Annotated in this window: 8 protein-coding genes, 1 tRNA gene and 11 pseudogenes; 13 read left to right on the top strand and 7 right to left on the bottom strand. The window is 32.9% G+C overall.

The features are described from left to right. Positions 1–786 precede the first annotated feature (786 nt). A pseudogene (tnpB, locus tag M1D66_RS28750) lies at positions 787–1,885 on the bottom strand (IS200/IS605 family element RNA-guided endonuclease TnpB). A gap of 115 nt (positions 1,886–2,000) precedes the next feature. Here tnpB and M1D66_RS28745 point away from each other — a divergent pair. Together M1D66_RS28745 and M1D66_RS28740 are read left to right on the top strand one after the other, a co-directional pair. Beyond that, on the top strand, positions 2,001–2,180 hold the full coding sequence (locus M1D66_RS28745) for a hypothetical protein (protein ID WP_479831977.1): 180 nt from the start codon (positions 2,001–2,003) through the stop codon (positions 2,178–2,180). Positions 2,181–2,268: 88 nt separating this feature from the next. Further along, positions 2,269–3,327, top strand: a complete 1,059-nt coding sequence (locus M1D66_RS28740) for an alpha-helical endospore appendage domain-containing protein (protein WP_479831976.1) — start codon at positions 2,269–2,271, stop codon at positions 3,325–3,327. Between the two features lie 105 nt (positions 3,328–3,432). Here M1D66_RS28740 and M1D66_RS28735 read toward each other — a convergent pair. Then, positions 3,433–3,564: pseudogene (locus tag M1D66_RS28735) on the bottom strand (IS982 family transposase); the annotation flags it as partial. Positions 3,565–4,616: 1,052 nt separating this feature from the next. Here M1D66_RS28735 and M1D66_RS28730 point away from each other — a divergent pair. From M1D66_RS28730 to M1D66_RS28710, 5 genes and pseudogenes are all read left to right on the top strand, one after another. Continuing rightward, positions 4,617–4,727, top strand: a pseudogene (locus M1D66_RS28730) (N-acetylmuramoyl-L-alanine amidase); the annotation flags it as partial. An 823-nt stretch (positions 4,728–5,550) separates the two neighbouring features. Then, positions 5,551–5,695 (top strand): annotated as a pseudogene (locus M1D66_RS28725) (N-acetylmuramoyl-L-alanine amidase); the annotation flags it as partial. Positions 5,696–7,128: 1,433 nt separating this feature from the next. Beyond that, complete coding sequence (locus M1D66_RS28720; protein ID WP_479831975.1) at positions 7,129–7,347, top strand: helix-turn-helix domain-containing protein; 219 nt, start codon at positions 7,129–7,131, stop codon at positions 7,345–7,347. Positions 7,348–7,681: 334 nt separating this feature from the next. Further along, positions 7,682–7,976 (top strand): annotated as a pseudogene (gene tnpA / locus M1D66_RS28715) (IS200/IS605 family transposase); the annotation flags it as partial. An 11-nt stretch (positions 7,977–7,987) separates the two neighbouring features. Beyond that, positions 7,988–8,976: pseudogene (locus tag M1D66_RS28710) on the top strand (RNA-guided endonuclease TnpB family protein). Between the two features lie 362 nt (positions 8,977–9,338). Here the strand turns inward: M1D66_RS28710 and M1D66_RS28705 are convergent. Further along, positions 9,339–9,542 carry a hypothetical protein gene (locus M1D66_RS28705; RefSeq protein ID WP_479831974.1) on the bottom strand — a complete coding sequence of 68 codons (204 nt, stop codon included), beginning with the start codon at positions 9,540–9,542 and terminating at the stop codon, positions 9,339–9,341. 592 nt (positions 9,543–10,134) lie between these two features. On the opposite strand from M1D66_RS28705, the pseudogene M1D66_RS28700 reads away from it, so the two are divergent. Both M1D66_RS28700 and M1D66_RS28695 read left to right on the top strand, forming a co-directional pair. Beyond that, positions 10,135–11,358: pseudogene (locus tag M1D66_RS28700) on the top strand (S8 family peptidase). Between the two features lie 751 nt (positions 11,359–12,109). Next, positions 12,110–12,360, top strand: a pseudogene (locus tag M1D66_RS28695) (hypothetical protein). Positions 12,361–13,406: 1,046 nt separating this feature from the next. On the opposite strand, the gene M1D66_RS28690 reads toward M1D66_RS28695, so the two are convergent. Continuing rightward, a complete protein-coding gene (locus tag M1D66_RS28690; RefSeq protein ID WP_242555280.1) occupies positions 13,407–13,958 on the bottom strand; it encodes a hypothetical protein in 552 nt (183 codons plus the stop codon). A gap of 495 nt (positions 13,959–14,453) precedes the next feature. Next, positions 14,454–14,539: pseudogene (locus M1D66_RS28685) on the bottom strand (IS6 family transposase); the annotation flags it as partial. Between the two features lie 445 nt (positions 14,540–14,984). On the opposite strand from M1D66_RS28685, the gene tnpA (M1D66_RS28680) reads away from it, so the two are divergent. The 3 genes and pseudogenes from tnpA (M1D66_RS28680) (at position 14,985) to M1D66_RS28670 (ending at position 16,019) form a co-directional block, all read left to right on the top strand. Further along, positions 14,985–15,386, top strand: a complete 402-nt coding sequence (gene tnpA, locus M1D66_RS28680; protein WP_242555281.1) for an IS200/IS605 family transposase — start codon at positions 14,985–14,987, stop codon at positions 15,384–15,386. A 5-nt stretch (positions 15,387–15,391) separates the two neighbouring features. Next, positions 15,392–15,802: pseudogene (locus tag M1D66_RS28675) on the top strand (hypothetical protein); the annotation flags it as partial. Positions 15,803–15,857: 55 nt separating this feature from the next. Continuing rightward, a complete protein-coding gene (locus M1D66_RS28670; RefSeq protein WP_242555282.1) occupies positions 15,858–16,019 on the top strand; it encodes a Spo0E family sporulation regulatory protein-aspartic acid phosphatase in 162 nt (53 codons plus the stop codon). Between the two features lie 112 nt (positions 16,020–16,131). Here M1D66_RS28670 and M1D66_RS28665 read toward each other — a convergent pair whose 3' ends face one another. Both M1D66_RS28665 and M1D66_RS28660 read right to left on the bottom strand, forming a co-directional pair. Continuing rightward, the gene (locus tag M1D66_RS28665) at positions 16,132–17,193 is read right to left on the bottom strand and encodes a tyrosine-type recombinase/integrase (RefSeq protein ID WP_242555283.1); all 1,062 of its coding nucleotides are present in this window, start codon (positions 17,191–17,193) and stop codon (positions 16,132–16,134) included. 308 nt (positions 17,194–17,501) lie between these two features. Beyond that, positions 17,502–17,575: transfer RNA gene (locus tag M1D66_RS28660), tRNA-Ile, on the bottom strand. 581 nt (positions 17,576–18,156) lie between these two features. Here M1D66_RS28660 and M1D66_RS28655 point away from each other — a divergent pair. Next, a pseudogene (locus tag M1D66_RS28655) lies at positions 18,157–18,342 on the top strand (hypothetical protein). Positions 18,343–18,447 lie beyond the last annotated feature (105 nt).

Below are 18,447 nucleotides of genomic sequence, written 5' to 3'. Positions count from 1 at the left end.
AGGGCCGAACAATTCTCAAAGCGTTACCATTTAAAATGATAATCGACAAAAAAATCGAAAAAATACTTATTATAGTGATAATTCGATTTTTTATTTAGGAAAGTGGATATGCAACACTTGTCACTACACATGATTTTAACAACAAGTGTTGCAATGTATATGTATGCTATATTCCGAGAAAAAAACACAAAAATTTAAAATATAGTTTATTATATGTTTCATAAAATAAACTTATGTTTCAAATATGGATATAAAATATGAAATTTATAATCTGAATGAAAAATCTGTAAGGAAAAGAATATTAGGTTGGAAAACATAGATCAATAATTAAGTAGCAAAAAGAACTTAATCAAATAAAACAACTCAAATTAACAGATTTAGATTTTAGTGGTGCTGTTTTTATTATGATGGAAGTGAATAATAAAATTAATTAAATTAAAACACTACAAATTTATTATTATTGTTTAGGAAAGAATAAAAAACCTCTTATTTGTCTTTAGAATAGACAAATAAGAGGTGATATTAGGGGGGATAACACAGAATTTCATAAATTAAAAAAGTTAGCTGAAGGGGCGTTTAATTGTAATGCAATTTTTTAAGAGAGATTTTTTATAAATTTTATTTTGGATATATATAAGTTTAGTGATGTTTTCAAGTAATGATATTGAGTCATAATAGGTTTTTATTTTATTGTTGTTTGAAAAGTTTCTTATTTACTTAGCCTAAACAATTGAATTACCCCACTTTCATTTTGTTTAGAAGTGAGGGATTCCTAAGTAAAAAGTTCTATTGAACTCTAATTGATAAGGCTACCCCAGCAGTGCTTGATGTTAGAAGCCGTATCGCTTCATTTGATACTTACGTTACTATCCCTATCATGGTGTGTACGATAAGAAGGAAAGCCCCATTTACGTAGGTTTAGATTTTTAACGTCTTTGTTTCGATATCCACAACCAGAACATAATTGGCTGGAAGCAAATGTTTTCGATAGAACAATGATTTGTTTGCCGTACCATTTTGCTTTGTATTCCAACATAATTCGAAATTGTGACCAAGATATTTCACTAATTGCTTTTGCTAACTTATGATTTTTTAACAGATTCGATGCTTGCAAATCCTCCATACCGATAACATCGTGTTTTTTGATGGTTTCAGTTGAGATTTTGTCTAAGTCATCTTTTCTAGCTATTTTTACTCGTTGTTTATTTCAGCGAGAAGATTCTTTCATACTTCTAGAAAGAACACGCTGTGCTTTTATCAACTTCTCTTCTAATGATCGGAAAAACTTCGGATTTTTATAGGGTGTTCCATCTGACAGAATAACGAAATCTTTTAGCCCTACATCTATTCCAATGTAAGAATGTGTTCTCAGAAATTCTTGTATTTCTGTTTCAACTAATATTGACACAAAATATCTACCAAAAGGATTCCGTCTAACTGTAGCATGTAAAATACGCCCCTTTACGTCACGACTTTTGGTAAATCGAACAAGCACTAGTTTTGGTGATTAAATTTTGTTTTCTATAACGGAAATGTTTTCATTTGTTTGTTTTGTGGTGTAAAATTGTACGTTATTTTTCTTAGATTTAAAGCGGCGGGGAGGGGGCTGTTTGGTTTTTTGAAAAAGCGTGTATAGGCATCCGCAAGGTTGCGGACAGACGACTGAATCGCAATACGATCCACTTCTTTTAGCCAAACAAACTCTTTCTTCATGGCAGGAAGTTTGGCAGAGCATGTACCATAGGTCAAGCCTTTTCCTGTCTCTTTGTATGCGTGAGCCCATAAAGATAGGAAATGATTGAATACAAAGTAAGAACAACCAAGCGTTTTGTTGATTAGGATTATTTGCGCTTATACGAAACGTATAGGCTTTATGAATCATCATTTCATTCACCTTCCGTTCGGTATGTAGCGGAGTGATACTTTATGTATGTCGAACAATTCATCTCTCACCTATTTACTGGGCTGTGACCCTCCACGCTCCTTGAGAAGGAGTCTTCTTGGCTAAAATGATAAAAACAAAAATCGCATTATTTATAATGAGAACGACTTCTCACTTTGATGTAGCAGCTAACCAATCGATTTTTCTTATTTTTAGGGAAATAAGAAAAATGAACGAACATCATCTTATTCCTCATCATACTATGGGAGTGAGATTTATGATATTTAGTGTAGGGTAAGGAAATACGGTTCAGATTTCAAAAAGTCGGAGATTAGTATAGCTAAGTATTATAAGGTATCTAATAGATGTAAAGGAGAGGTGAGATAGTGTCACAACCTAATTTGCCAAATATAACCCCGAATATTACATTAACAAGGGATGATGCATTAAATTTATTGTTATCTTCCATCGCATTTGAAGAGCTAGGGTTAGCACATATTATAAACGCAGAAGGGGAAAAAATTCAATTTGTATTGGGGACTTTACCGGGAGTTACAGGACCAGGAGCTTCGTTGCAGGATGTTTTGAATATTAATAATAGTGTCCGGGATACACTTGATGTGGCAATGAAAAAAGAATTACTGTTGGATTCGAAATTAAATACTGTTAGTGGATTAATTAGCGCATCAGGAGGAACAGGTGTGGGAGCCACCGGAGCAACAGGACCGACGGGGGCAACAGGACCACAGGGACCTCCAGGAACTGGGGGAACAGGAAATGGAGTGACAGGGCCTACTGGTCCAACAGGACCAGCGGGGATTCAAGGACCAGCAGGTCCGCAAGGTAATGATGGTCCAGTAGGTCCTCAAGGAGTGCAAGGTGTCCAAGGGCCTCAAGGTGCACAAGGGATTCAAGGTATTCCAGGCCCGACAGGAGCAACGGGTCCTGTTGCAACAGGGGCGACAGGCTTAACAGGTCCAACGGGAGCAACAGGATTAGCAGCACAAGCTTTTGGTTATATTTTCAATATTGCAACGGGCACTACTGCTCAAAGAACTATTTCAGCAGGATCGAGTATTAGTTTTTCAAATGCAGATCCTTTAACTTTAAATAATGTAATATTTGTTCCGGGATCAAGCGTAGTAACAGTGAATAATACGGGGATATATAGATTGGATATAAATGTGAATGCAGGCTTTAATAATTTTTATTTAGGATTAAGAGTAAATGGGGCTGTGCCAGGTAATAATTTTCGTTTTACAGGAGTAAATGCACAAAACTTGACGCAACCTATTATACTACCGTTGAATGCAGGTGATCAAATAAGTATTTTTAATGCTGCGAATACAACTACATTGACATTGCAATCGCCTACGGATTATACTGGAGATTGGACTGCAACAAATTCTATCAATGCTTCGATTACAATCATACAAATAGCATAATGAAGTAAATAATTTTATTTTGAATTTTGTATATTCAGCAATTTCGAACATCCACTTAGGAATATTTATGTTATTCTAAAATAGATATCTGTGGTGTTAGTTGATTTAGAAGCATCCTAAAGAGTGCTTCAAAGTATTTTCAAATTGTTCCCTCGTTTTATATAATAGGAGACAATAAACAAGTAGAATGATTTTTAGTTTACTTTCAAATCTTGCTGTAGAGCGACTTCGAAAATTTGATTGAAAACGGTATAGGTACCAGTATAATTATGTGTGTATTTAGGGTATTGCATATCATTCACTCATTTCTTAAGCGTTTTGAGTTCAATATATGCAATCTTTTTTTGTTTTTCCAGTATCTTTTAAGATTCTAAATCAACTAGCGCCACAGATAAAAAGAAATATAAAATGAAATTCATGCTATGTATATTTTAAAATTGGAACACCTAGTTACTAGAACTGGGTGTTTTTTTATACTCATAAACTCACTGTTAAAATAAATCTTGTCCATTAAGTTGTTTACAATCCTGTTGGAATTATTGATTTTTATTGAATTCGTCTATTAGGTCCATCATTCGGTTATGCTCTTCGACAGCGTCCTCCACATTCACAAGGTAAAAGTATTTGCGAGTCTGGATATTTACTTTTTCACCACATGTTGAACATTTGAATGTTCGTGTAAAGTAGCCAATCGGGTTTTTATCGATTTTCTGTTATGCCCGTAATTATGTATTGGAGTTTTATTAGCAATATTTACAGGATGATGGAACAATTTGTTATTAACTTTTGAATCAAATGCAGGAGTCAAATTTGTACGAATAAGATATGGGGGTACGATAGTGAATAAAGTCTTTATCAACTTGATAAGAGGGGTTTTCGTGTTTCTTATGCGGATTTATTTGTATGAAGAATAGGAATCCTTTTCTTTAACTAAATCCTGTTTTAAAAAATTAAACCCATTAAACATATTAGAACTCATTTTTGACATCTCATCCTTACAGTTATAAGGTATTTGAGATTTTTTTTATTCAATTCCTTGTTTAAATATTTATTCAATAGGGTATATATAGTATTCACACAAAAAGTACATATCAGACTAGTAAATTAACAAAGCCCCCGTGAGGAGGCTGAGTAGTTACTATTATTTTAAACGCTCTTCTAATTCTGTTTTTAATTCTTCAAACCCTGGTGTACCAACTAAAGCAAATAAATTTTTCTTGGTTACCTAGTTTTCAGCCTGATTTCAGTCTAAATCAACAATCTATTTTTTTCCTCTCAAGCTACCATATGAGGAGGTGTACCAAGGGGAACGATATCAATCTTGGGGCGTTTAAAATGGTTAGTACAACGTTGGGGGAAATCAATGGGTATCTGGGGAGTATGTGAGATTTGAAGGATAAAGAAGATTAAGAAATCCTAAAGAGGTGTAGGGAATCACATAAAAAAGAGCGTCTTCGGAGTGAGTAGAAGGTGCCCTTCGGGTGAAGGGAATTGTGGGTGTTTTGATCGCGTAGTATAAGTGTATGTAAAATCATACGTGAGAATATACAAAAAGGCATGGTGGTGAACTAGAATGCCTTTTTGTGTATGCCTAGCGCTAGGAGTAATAGAAATATATGCACTGAAATGCGGAAATATGCCCACAAAAAAAGAGCAATCTCAGGTTGGGAGAGATTGCTCAGTCGCTTATTATAATGCTTTATGGAGTCGGCAATACAAGTATATGGACAATGAATATGAAATAGAACAAAAAAATACACTTTCCTCAGTTGAAGGTTTCTCTTAGGTAGTAATTCTCTAAGGGGTATGTATAGTAAACCAATATCAATGTAATTTAGAAATGTTAGATGATAAATTGAAGGTTTATTATAAAATTGATCACAAGAGGTCAAGAGAAAGCATGATGATAGCAGTGAATGAGAAAATCATCCCCCAATCCAAAAAAGCAAAAAAATTCGTGTGAAGAAGCCATAGCATATGAAATTGGTTCCTAGTATGAGTAATAAGATATCGATGTGTGGGGTGCTTTATAATAAAAAACACTTTCGGAGTGAAGAAAATTTGTAATGTTTTTATAGATAATGATGGAAATGGATCTGTCTCGGTGGTTGATGTTGCAAATTTTTCTCGAATTGCTACAATATCTGGATTCATAAATCCAAGGGGGATGGCTTCTAATCCAACTTTTAATAATGTATAAGTGTCCGTATACAATAAACCTGCATGATACGAAATAATAATGAAGTGTCATTTTAATATTGCGGTAGATGATATAGAAGTTTTACAAGGTCTTCTGTTAGAACGGAGTGTATGAGCTTGTGGAGATAGGTATTATAAAGCAGAAAATAATTCAGCTATTGTTGCGGCGTAATTCCTGAAAAAACACGATATTCCAGTGGTAACAATTATTTAGTTAATTAATTTTGTGAATTGTTCATTTGGTAAAGGAGTAATTATGTAATAAAAGTAGGAAGAAATATGCTATCCTGATAAAATATCGTTTTTGACAAGTGTGTATTTTAAGAATTTCGTAAATCATGAAAGATAAAATGGATATTTATATCTAGAAAATTATGCGGTATACATACGTAAATTAATTGTTTGCCTCGTACGTATCTTCTGCTCCTCAAAAAAATGTATAACCTCCCAGACTATAAATGAGTACATTTTCCCTTCACTGTGTAATAATATGTATTTTTCTAAAGTTATCGATGTAATCATATGCTATCTTTTTGAACATTCGTGTAAAATAGTGAATTGTTTTTTTCAGAGTACTGTGACGCTCGTGCTCATACGTTTTAGAGAACAGGATAGGAAAAGTATTCGCAATGCGGTTGCGAAATATACTGTGTTTGCTAGTAAACTACATTTTTTTCTGCTTTTTCCGTGATGTTCTTAGCATTTTTGAAAACCTCATTAATCGTTTTAGAATCAAAAGAGCTTGTATTAGAATTTCGGTGAATTCTAGACAGGTTTGGATGTTATTTTCGAATAAACATGAGAAAATAAAGCCTGTGCTGTGTTTGTGAGGGTCCCGTTATTTTTTAGAATCTATTAATTTTTACCTAATGTATTGAATATAAAGCAAAACAACCCGTCGATAAGCGATGCGTTAGCTTGTAAAGTAGGATGATACGATCCTACTTTCGATTGTATGATACATTATTTTACGGTGGATATTTTGTTTTTGTCAGCATGTAGAGAATAAAGTGTTCGATTTATAATGCGTTATAGTTGTAGTTAATTACTATTTTAGTCCTGAGAAAAGTTTAAGTATTTTTTTTCAACTATTTAACCGATGAATGCATTTTGTTGATACTTAAAACAAGATAAGAAGGGAATATGGTAAGAATGCTGAATGATTATTAATATACGATACCTTAGATAAATTAGCTTTTATTTTAAAAGATGGACTATGTTTTAAAATGAAAGGTATTATCTTTTGGATAATTGAGGATTAAAATTTCTTTAGGGAGGTGCGATTAAATATAAATTCTATAAAAAATTAAAATTTGAAAGGCTATCTAAAAAAAATCACCAAGATATATAACTGTCCCTTACTAAAGAAGAAAAAGAATTAAAATTAAATACATTTTTACGAAGAAATTTATCCAACAAAGCTAGTTCTTTAATTTGTAAGCTATTTTTAATTCATTATTACACATCATTTTATCTATATGAGCCATGGTAAATGTAATATAACAGGAAAAAGAATTAAAACATTGCGCTTTGTATTTTATGCACGGATTTAAATGGAAGGTTTTTTAATTACAATAATACTTATTAAAAGAAGGGATATATATGAAACAACAGAAAAAAACAAAACTAGGTCAATGGTTAGCTTATAAGGGAATTAATCAAACTGCTTTACAAAAGGCATCTGGAATAAGCAGGACTACATGTTATCGCTTGTGTAATGATTCAGAACACACTCCATCGTTACCTGTTATTCGAGCGGTAATAAAAGCTATAAAGACTGTAGACCCTCACGTTAAAAGCTCTGATTTCTTTGAAATATAGCGCGGGTATTTATAATCTATTCTATGTAAATTTCAATTAGAAGTAGGATGTAATTTATTAAATTATAAAATTTATTATAAAATTTTAACAAATAAAAACAAATAACCATTTTGTCCGTCGAATAGACAAAATGGTTATTTGTTTTTATTTTATTTAACATCTGCAATCGAAAATGAACTCGATGAGCGATTTGTAAAAAGTTATTGAGCGAGGTTACAGCATGAATATATATGGGGCATTGTATGAATACCTATTATTCTAGCGTGAACAGCCCGCCACTTAACGTCCTAACGGACTGGCTCGGTTAGTTGTTACTTTTGATAGCTAAGTTATTGCAAAAGATATGTTTGTTCGACTATCTGAAAACTATAACATCACATTAGTTGAATGGAATCATGATGTAGACCATGTTCATATTTTGTTCAAGGCACACCCTAATACAGAAATGACAAAATTCATCAATGCTTATAAAAATACAAGTTCTCGACTTATGAAAAGAGACTTTCCACAAGTGAAAAAGAAACTTTGGAAAGAGATGTTTTGTTCAAGGAGTTTTTGCTTACTAACTACTGGTGGTTCGCCAATAGACGTAGTAAAAAACATATATTGAAAATCAAAGTGAAAAGTGAGGTGAAATGATATGACAAAGCAGAATAAAACATATAAATTCCGTTTGTATCCAATAGAAGACCAAGCACATCTTATGCGTAAAACCTTCGGTTGTGTATGTTTCGTGTATAACAGAATGTTAGCTGAACGGAAAGAAGCGTATGAAAAATATAAAGATGATAAGGATCAACTAAAGAAACAAAAGCTTCCCACTCCTGCGAAATACAAAGCAGAATTTGAGTGGTTAAAAGAAGTGGATTCATTAGCTGTTGCAAATGCTCAACTACACTTGCAAACTGCCTATAAAGGCAGAAAGTCTTATACAACGAATGTAGTGTACGGAAATATTGTGTTGCTTAACCGTCATATCAAATTGCCAAAACTGAAAATGGTACGTATCAAACAGCATAGAGAAATACCACAAGGCCATATAATCAGGTCATGTACGATTTCTATGACACCTACTGGTAAATACTATGTGTCCATTTTGCCTGAATACGAAAAAGAGATCGTACAAAAAGAAGTAGAAACAGTTGTTGGATTAGACTTTGCGATGGATCAATTATACGTCAGTTCTGAGCGTTGGCATAAACATGTAGCTAAGTTACATGAAAAAATAGCGAACCAACGTAAGGATTTCCTTCATCATGAGTCTAAAAAGGTAGCTACTCATTTTGATGTCGTAGCTATTGAAAATCTAAACATGAAAGGAATGTCGCAAGCACTTCATTTTGGAAAAAGTGTCGCTGATAATGGGTGGGGTATGTTCACTTCTTTCTTAGCTTATAAACTAAATGAACAAGGAAAACAACTTGTGAAAATAGACAAATGGTTTCCTTCTACCAAAACATGTAGCAGTTGTGGAAATGTGAAAAATATGTCATTGTCTGAGCGAGTCTATTCTTGTATATGCGGTGTAAATCTAACGCAGCTATCAATATCAAAAATGAAGCAATACGCCTATTAGCGTTAGCGTACGTAGATAGCAATAAAATAAGGGTGTTAGCCCGGTTGTCTTAGGACGAATTCGTTAGCTACCAAAAGTAACGACTAACCGAGAAGCCCCCACTTCAAACAGTCCGTTAGGACGTTAAGTGGGGGGAGTTCACTAGATATTACTACAAATAAAAAGAAGTATTGTCACAAGTTTGAAATTTGCGACGTCAATTCAGCAAAATATTTGTTTGAGACAATTTAAAGAAATAATCTGAAGCAAAAGAAAAGGCAGGAGAAGCATACGATAGAATTCAAATTATTAAAGCATATGTATCCAACCGAACATTAAAAGAAATTATGGAGCCGGACTAAAGGCATTTTTCATCAAAAAAATAGGTATGGAATCCCCTTAAATTTCAAGGGGGTTCGTAAATATCTAGATGGAACTATTTTTTTGATAATGGCATTCTCTTAGCTTTAAATCTTTCGTATTTAATAGGAAAATGAACAGGAATTGTGATGGGGTTTAAAGTTTCATTGGCAAGAGTTTGTTTGAAAATTATTTCGCCAGAGGAAGAAAAAAAAGTGAAATCAAATTTCGTATCAGGAGGAATTATTAATGTTGTTAATTTATTTTCCAAGTTAATCATCTCCTAAAATGTGTGTTTTTAAAGAGTTTAAAGGGCAATTGTTCAATTTATATGAATTTTTTCATTGGTATGCGGAGAAAGTTAATACAATAGTTACTGCATGACGGAAAAATTAAAGAACCTGTTAGGGATAACAGGTTTCTTGCACAAGACATTCAAGGAGACGGGCCCAGGATAACCATGTATTCCTTTGAATGATAATAGTCTATTCGAAAGAATGCAAAAGATGAATGGAATGTAAAAAAATTCTTATTTTAAATAAAAAGAGTGCTTTTTACGGCGCTCTATGACCAAGACTTATATCAAAAAAGCTACTACACTAACATTATATGTATGTTTTGGGTGTGCGTACGAATGTGCGACGGAAATTTTATGAAAAAGACAATTAGGCACTCTTAAATTTGCGACATTTCTAAAGTGGATTATTCTTTGAAAAAACAATAGCTTGTGGGAATAGCGTTACACCGTTATCAAAACGTAGCTCGGTTAGAATAAAAGGGGAGACTGGAAGTATGATATATAGACCTATTTTATCCATAAGGGAAACACTTGTCCGATTGTTTGCATACGTTATAGTAGCAAACTGAAGAGGATGAGAAAGTATGATAAAAAAGGACAATTATTAATCAAATTTTATGAGCAAGTAAACTCCAAAATGAAAAAACAAACTCATATTCAATTTGGTGGTAAAAAAATAGAGGAAGTTACCGAAATTTTTGTAGAGCTGATTGAAGTCCCTGTAGGAGAAGAAACAAAATATAAAAATTTATATGAACAGCACCCAGATGTTCAATTTGTTGAATATAATGTGATTCGAAATTTATATGGAAAATCATGCATGTGTTCAAGGTGTAAATATAGGCACTGTGGGTGCAAAACGAATGATCCGTATTATGAAAAGAAAATCGAAACAAGTGAAGGTCTACAAAATCAGTGGGGATTGCAACGTATTAATCCGGAACAGGCATTTTGTGAGGTGAAGAATACGAAACCCGTAGCAAAAATTGCTGTATTAGATTCTGGGATTGATCCGAACCATCCGGATTTAAAAGAAAAAATCATAGATCCGATTAATGTTGGTCCTGGTAAGCCAGAAGAATATATGGATACAGTAGGTCATGGAACCTTTGTAGCGGGAATTGCAGCCGCCATAACGAATAATCAGATAGGGATTGCAAGCGCAAGCGGCAATACAGCGTATATTGTTCCTGTTAAAGTAGGGGGGAAAACTTTAGAAACATTTGCAATTATTAAGGGGATTTTATATGCACTTGAAAAAGAAGTAGATGTAATTAATATGAGTTTTGGTAGCCCTAGTTATTCACAGCTGGAACAATTAGCATTAGAACTCGCTTGGAAGCAAGGTAGTATCTTAGTGGCAGCTGCAGGAAATGAAGGATATGAGCAACCTAGTTATCCAGCTGCACATAATTTTGTTTTAGCGGTGAGTGCGACTGATCAAACGAATCGATTATCTCCTTTTTCGAATTAGGGCAGTGAAGTAGGCATAGCAGCACCAGGTACAGCAATTGTATCTACAGCGCCAACATATACAGTTTCTATATTTTCAAAAACTAATTACGATGCATCGGATGGAACGTCGTTTTCTGCTCCATTTGTTAGTGGCGTAGCTGGAATGTTACGTGCAATAAAATCAGCGGCAAGTAATCAAGAGGTTATTCAAGCGATACAACGTTCTGCACATAGTATAGATACAAGAGATAAGAAATGGGATCCTTTTTATGGATATGGATTGTTGAATGTGAGTGCAGCTGTGCAAGAAATTAAATATCCACAAATTCCATACGGTGAGTAGTATGAGATTTTAGGGTCTTTTTATGGACAAGTGGTAAATAGTGAAGGTAGCCCAATGGGAGAGCTTCCTGTGATTGTAGTGGATCAGCATGCAAAAAAATAATAAGAGAATACCAGACGAAATTTATAACTTGTGGCAAAGGCGAAGAAGCTTTTATTCAAAGTGATGGGATGTTCCGCCTATTCAATTTGCCTGGAGGGAGCTATCAAGTTCAAGCCGTTGCTGTATATGCGCCTCCTAAAGAAATTAATATTCGGATATTAATGGAATCTTTACAACTTATTCCGGGTTCGGGTACGTATATAAAGGTAATACTACCAAAATTTGATATAGAGGGTTTAAAAGCGCTTGCGATAAGATTCTTGAAAATATCGAAAAAGATGGATGTAAGGGCATGAAAATAGGTAGAAAATGAATTTTATATGACTGAAAAGCATCCGTAATGGATGCCTTCTCTGTCTTAAGGTGAAAAATAGAAATACTCTTTTTCAAAAGAAAAAAGGAATAAGAAATAGCGTAAGGTATTGTAAAAAGGAATAACGCTAACTCAACAAACGATACGTGGGTTCATCATACACTCATATCCGGTGCAATGAACAGTAATTCGGGTTATGGAGACTATGATAGTGGCAGTCATTTATATTCTTGTTCATCACATTTATCATTTGATTCAGGAGGTTCATATAATAAATTGGCAAGTTGTGAGTAAGTAGCCAAAGGGGTACTTTTTTATTCCGGAGGATGATGAAGGATGATTGTAGAGACAAGGAAAACGATAGCAGGCACAGAGTATTGGGATACGATAGAAAAGAGAAGTTTGTTTCTATTAAATGGGAAAGAACCAGGATTCGAAGTAACAGTAAATCCTGAGAGCATGGTTGCTGATGCAGGGTTTGTAATAGGGAGATGCTTTGACTAAAAATATGGGTTTAGTGGTAGGGTACAGAGCGTGTATTACATAACAAGGCAATAAATGAGTTACGAGAGTATGCTGATGAGTAAGGTATTGAAATAACTATTACAGATTTTCCGAACGGGACAGCCCGCTACGGTGTGATAGTACCTACTTTAGGGGCGGGATGAGCGTGAGGTCAAATGCGATGTACAAATAAAACATCGAAGGTACGTTCTATACATCAAGAATTTGAAAGGGTATCATTTTCATAATAGACAAGTAAAAGTGTTTAAAACAATCTTGTTCTCTGAAAACAGAATACAGATGAGGTTGGAGTAACAAATTCTTCTACTCCGTAAAATGTATTGAGTCGTCAAACACAAGACGTTAAAACATATTTGAGAACTCACAATCTGATTCGTTTGGTAATAAAATGAGTGCCGCATTTGTTATATGCACTGGATACGGAGTGGTGATGGCACACTGCAATTTTGCACGTCAGCGGCACTAGAAAGTAGACTTCGCCTTTTGTAGTAAGAATCCCACTGACGTTAGTCAGCTTGTGGCTTTAGCCGTGGAAGTATCAAAATGCTTTAGCATTTATATTTCTATAAGCATGTTATCCATTCATAATTTGGTACAAATAAACAGTGAAATTGGTATTATGTTATCTATCTCAAATGCATTCTGTTCAACATGTAATCTTTCCCGGCTTTCTGCAAATACGCCTATTTACGTCAGAGGTTTATCAATTACGAGATCTTATAAAATGCAATCATACATACAATGAGCTTGTGGACCTTTTTCAAAGCATATGGTTAAAAAGAAAAAATCGATATTCGGTTGAAAGAAGTGAATCTTCTACTACACGTAAAACATTGGTGATGTTCAAATGAAAAAGGAAATCACCTTGTTTAGAGTAATTTCCTTTTTATATACTTATATTTCGCAACAATAATTTTAATAGTTATATATTTTTTACGGTTTATAGTAAAATATTTCCGAATGATTAAATCTGGTACTAATTATGAAGAAATATAAATGAGTTGAATTTTACTTTCTTCATGTTTTTTCAAAATTAAAAAGACAGTAGCAAATTACGAAATATATATACGAGATTTTAAAATGACCGTATTAGTACATTTATATAATTTTAAGGTAAATAAAAGTGTATATAGGATGTTGGTGTATTTTGGTTTATCGTCCATCCCTTATAACCCCAAGACCACGGTTTATCTGAATTTGGATTATCTTTATAAAATTTACCATTTTCAAATACATATAAATCATATTGGTTCCCTCTAAAATTTACTTTTGCTTGGAATTTTGTACCTTGAAAATGATATTCATAATTAGATTGCGAAGTAAACATAATTACATTATACTGATTATTTGCAATAGAAAATGTTGAATCAGTGAGTTCTCTTGTAATATTCTGAAATACTGTATTTTGAAGTACATCATTAACTTTTGAAGTTATACCTAATGCATCTGTATAAACTTCCATTTTCCATTTTGTTGTGCTTGGTGCTAGTGTATCGATATTTATTTGGTCGATAGTGCTATCATATGATGAAATCTGATGTATATTTTCACCTCTTATTGGTTCTTGAGCAGCTTGCGATTGCAGAGGGATGATGCCAAGGCCACCGCCTCCAATTACACTTGCTAATAGTATTTTTTTGATTTTTTCGAATTTAACCATCATAATTCCTCCCTTTTCTGTTATATTTTAAAGCTAAATCTAGTATATAAAAATCGATATTTAATTACTACATCAATGCTGTTGAGAAACATTTTCATTTATAGTCGTTTTGTCTATGTTTTGTACATAATGATTCTTTACTTTCATATATCCTTTTTAATTTGAATCGCACTTTCCAATAATCATTAAAACGTACGTTTTAAAAAATCTGATAAAACGCTTATATATCAACTGTTTGTACAACATCATAAATCATGAATAAATTCTAATTTTTATAATCATTCCTTTTACATAACTGATACATATGTTCAGTTTTCCAAAACGCTATCCAGCACGAACACTCCAGCAATATCGATCTCGTAATGAATATAAAAAAACAAATAATAAAAACTCTATAAAATAGTATGAATTTGTAAGGCAAAAAAATAGAGGTTCTATAGTGCAAATTAAAGATATGTTCTAATGAACAATGAAAACTTCTATTGGAATCGTTCTTTATACTGTTAATCCAAATAATTGATGTATGAATTTTTTTGATTTTGAATAGATTGATTCAGTAGATCATTCTGTTCTTTTTTAATTTTGGACTCTTAAGTCCATGAGCGTGTATGATAATCACTACTAGCTTCGTGTTTGAATGTGATATTAGGACTTTAAGGAAAAAAACAAATTAATTTTAAATACCAAAAACTAAATGTTAATCAAATAAGATAAACAATAGTTTATAAAAAACAAGTCAAGTGATAAATAACAGGTATTCCCCTATAAAGGAGTTTGACTAATTTAAAGTTTGCTACTAAGAATATAAATTGTTGGTATATAATTAATAGAATTAATGCATAGATTACTATTATAGCCCTTCCCGAACGAGAAAGACCTCGCCTTTAGGCGTGAGATGAAAGTGAGGTTGAACACGGGGTGCTACTAAAAACCGTAAAGTTTGTGGTACTCCTTATCCGAATATTGTTATATTTTATTTTTATCTTTCGTGTCGCAGTTTCATAACCAGACTGATACAATACGAACATGATGAATGATTATAGAAGAACCAAAACAACCGTGTCATTAATTAACTACCATTTTGTGTTTTGCCCGCGATATAGAAGAAAGATTTTTCTTAATACAACAGTAGAAGAATGTTTCAAAGAGCTGGTTCAAGAAACATGCGGAGAATGGGATATTTCTATTGTTGCAATGGAATGCGACAAAGACCACGTTCACTTGTTCTTAAATACACCGCTAACACTTAGTCCTGCTGATACAATGGCAAAAATTAAAGGAGTGACATCAAAACATTTGAGAGAAGAGTTTCCTCATTTTCAACACTTGCCGAGCCTATGGACGCGTTCTTATTTTGTTTCTACTGCTGGAAATGTATCAAGTAAGACAATAAAACATTATGTTGAAAATCAAAAAACGAGGGGGTGAAACTTGTGCCACAAACCTTCACGGTTAAAGTTAAATTGCTTCCAACCAAAGAACAAATCATGCTATTGGAACAAAGTAGCCACGAGTATATAAAAGTCATTAATGCCCTTGTATCTGAAATGGTTGAAGCACAAGTTAGGTGCACTTTGTATCACGAAAAAATCTGTTAAATGGATTGCTCAAATATCTGTCACGATTCCTACAAACGAAAAAACGGGAACAAAGATTTTAGGAGTAGATTTAGGTCTCAAAGTTCCTGCGGTAGCCATCACAGATGATGATAAAGTTCGTTTCTTCGGGAACGGTAAGCAAAACAAATTTATGAAACGTAAGTTTCGCAGTGTTCGCAAGACCAAGACCACAAAGTAAGTCGTGTAATCGTTGATTTTGCAACGGATAATAATATTTGTGTCATTTGATTAGAGCAACTAATGAACATTTAGCCCAAAAATTTAGGAGTGAATATTAACTATGCTTACTTATCAAAAATTAGATCAAATTATACAAAAACAAGAAGAATTAATATTACTTGTAAAACAATATGGTTTAACACATGAAAAGGTTCTTGATATTAGTAATGAAGTAGACTCTTTAGTATATGAAATGTTAAAAATAGATGAAAATAAAGAGTAAACGTAGTATATGAATTTTTCATAGGGAGTATATAGTGGATTAGTAGGTTAACTTCTTTTTGAAGTGAGTAATATCAGTATTTAGGGAGGTCGTGGTAACATTTTGGAAACAATTATACCAAATCGTTCTCCATAAATGCAACCACTTCCGCCTGTTTAGAAGGATACAAATGACTATAAGTATTTAAAGTAGTTGACACATTTGAATGACCTAGGCGTTGGGCTACTACAAGTGGACTGACGCCTTTATTTATTAAATAAGATGCATGGGAATGCCTAAATTCGTGGATTAAAATCTTTTTAACGTCAGACATTTTCAAATACTTTTGGTAGTTCCTACTAAGAGTGGAAACGGCAATACTGCTACGAAATTCTCCAAATACAACATAATCATTTTTGACAGAAAATTCTTTGGATTTTTCACAATGTAACTCTTTTAGTAAATCGATACAATGTGTTGGTAACATGATTATTCTGTTAGAAGCTTTAGTTTTTGGTTTTGTTACTTTTCTTTCAAATTCGGTTTTATTAATATCAATTGTTTTTTCTTCAAAATTAATATCCGACCAAGTCAAAGCAAGTAGTTCTCCTTTCCTTGCTCCACTATAATAAAGTGTTGAAAAAAATGCTTTGTATAATAGCTCGTCCACAACTGCAATAAATTGCTTAAATTCTTCAAATTCCCAAAAGTTCATTCGTTTATTTGATTCTTTCTCAAAATTCCCCGTAATTCTTGCGGGATTAGTGGTTAAACCATGGAATTTAATTGAAAAATTAAATATAGCAGAAAGGACTGCGTGGATCTTCTTTAAATGTTTGGCTGAATACTGATTAATAATCTTATTTTGATAATTCATAATATGTTTGGGGGTAATCTGCTCGATTTTTAATTTTCCAAACTCGGTTATTAGATGATTGTATATGACGTTTCTAATCGTCACTATAGAAGATTGTTTTCTCCTTTGTGAGTACCAATCAAAATAGCTATCTGCAACTTGTGAAAAAGTAAGACTAGAAGTTGTTACTTTTTCAACTAACATTTTAGCTTCGGCTTCACGAGCTTTTTTTTTTGTTTTAAATCCACGACGTTTTACTTGTTTTAAAGTACCGTCTAATTGTCGAACCCTTGTGACAAAATAATAAGTCCCGCGTTGTTCATCTTTATAGATTACCAAAGGAATTCCTCCTCATTGTATACGTAAAGAGTTATAAATAAATTTATTGTTTAGAAAATAGTATAGCATTGTGTTTTATAAAAAGAAAAGATGTTCTAATAAGAACATCTTAATAATGGATTTAAATTTGAAGAAATAACAATTGGTAAACGGCTGATTTTATGTTATGCCATTTGTTAATAAAAAGAGTCAGTCCAATAAAAAGAACCCGCTACAATATGCAACGGATTCTAGTCTTAGAAGTTTGAAGCAACTAAGACGTTTTGTGATGGAAATTCGATTATAACATATGCCGTTTAAAAACAAAATGGACCTTATAGGATTTGAACCTATGACCGGACGGTTATGAGCCGTCTGCTCTGACCAACTGAGCTAAAGGTCCTTTATATCAGCGTGTATAAAAAAAGAAAAGGCACAATCAATATGAGAGTACCTTTTCTTTCAGCTTAATATTTCTTTAAATAAATAGAGGTACCTCTTTTATTGGGATGTAAACACACCCAATAAAACAGAATCATCTTTAAATCCAGATTGTTAGCACACACAATAAAAAAGAAGCGAGGTAAATATTGAGATAAACGCTATGTCATTAGTGCGATTGACATATTACGCTCCTAATAATAAGAAAATCTGTTTTATAGAATGTATCCGCGTTTTTTATTGTACTACTTTTGTTATGTACATGATGTATTTTTTTGGTGATTATGCAAAATTGCATTATTACAGTTCCTATAAAACAAAAAAAGACATCCAAATAAGGATGTCTACAAAATTAAACCATCTTACTTTTAATAACAAATGAGTAAGGGAACTCAATTATTATTAAACCATCATATTAATTAAAACAGAAAGGATACTTTTATATTATCATATAGTGCATCTGTTAATATTGATAAAAAAATAAAAGGGTATTTTTGGGAAATTAATCAAAATTAATGATTGGCTGGGTGTGAATTTTTCATAATGGCTGGTTTTGTATCACTAAAATTGAAATATACTAGCAAAACAATATGAGAATGGGAAATAATTGTCATTTTAAAGAAACAATTGTTGAAAAAATCGAAAAAGACAATTATTTTAAATGGAATTGTGTTATATTGGGTGCGTATATCCAATTATGGAAGAAAATTTACAGTTTCGAAAGTTTAAGAAATTAACAAAATAATATTATTGAACATAAATAAAGACCCATAGAAGCGCGTGTAAGAGTGTCCTACCACAATTACACCGTTCCCTAACCCAGCCTTAGGAACC

This window comes from Bacillus sp. PK6-16, from assembly GCF_056530295.1.
Note: the sequence above shows the minus strand (reverse complement) of the source record. Positions and strands in the feature narration are given on the sequence as shown.

Excerpts from the sequence above, each read along its gene's own strand:
- M1D66_RS28720 (WP_479831975.1), top strand. The coding sequence starts at position 7,129 with ATGAAACAACAGAAAAAAACAAAACTAGGTCAATGGTTAGCTTATAAG.
- M1D66_RS28705 (WP_479831974.1), bottom strand. The coding sequence starts at position 9,542 with ATGATTAACTTGGAAAATAAATTAACAACATTAATAATTCCTCCTGAT.
- M1D66_RS28690 (WP_242555280.1), bottom strand. The coding sequence starts at position 13,958 with ATGGTTAAATTCGAAAAAATCAAAAAAATACTATTAGCAAGTGTAATT.
- tnpA (WP_242555281.1), top strand. The coding sequence starts at position 14,985 with ATGATGAATGATTATAGAAGAACCAAAACAACCGTGTCATTAATTAAC.
- M1D66_RS28670 (WP_242555282.1), top strand. The coding sequence starts at position 15,858 with ATGCTTACTTATCAAAAATTAGATCAAATTATACAAAAACAAGAAGAA.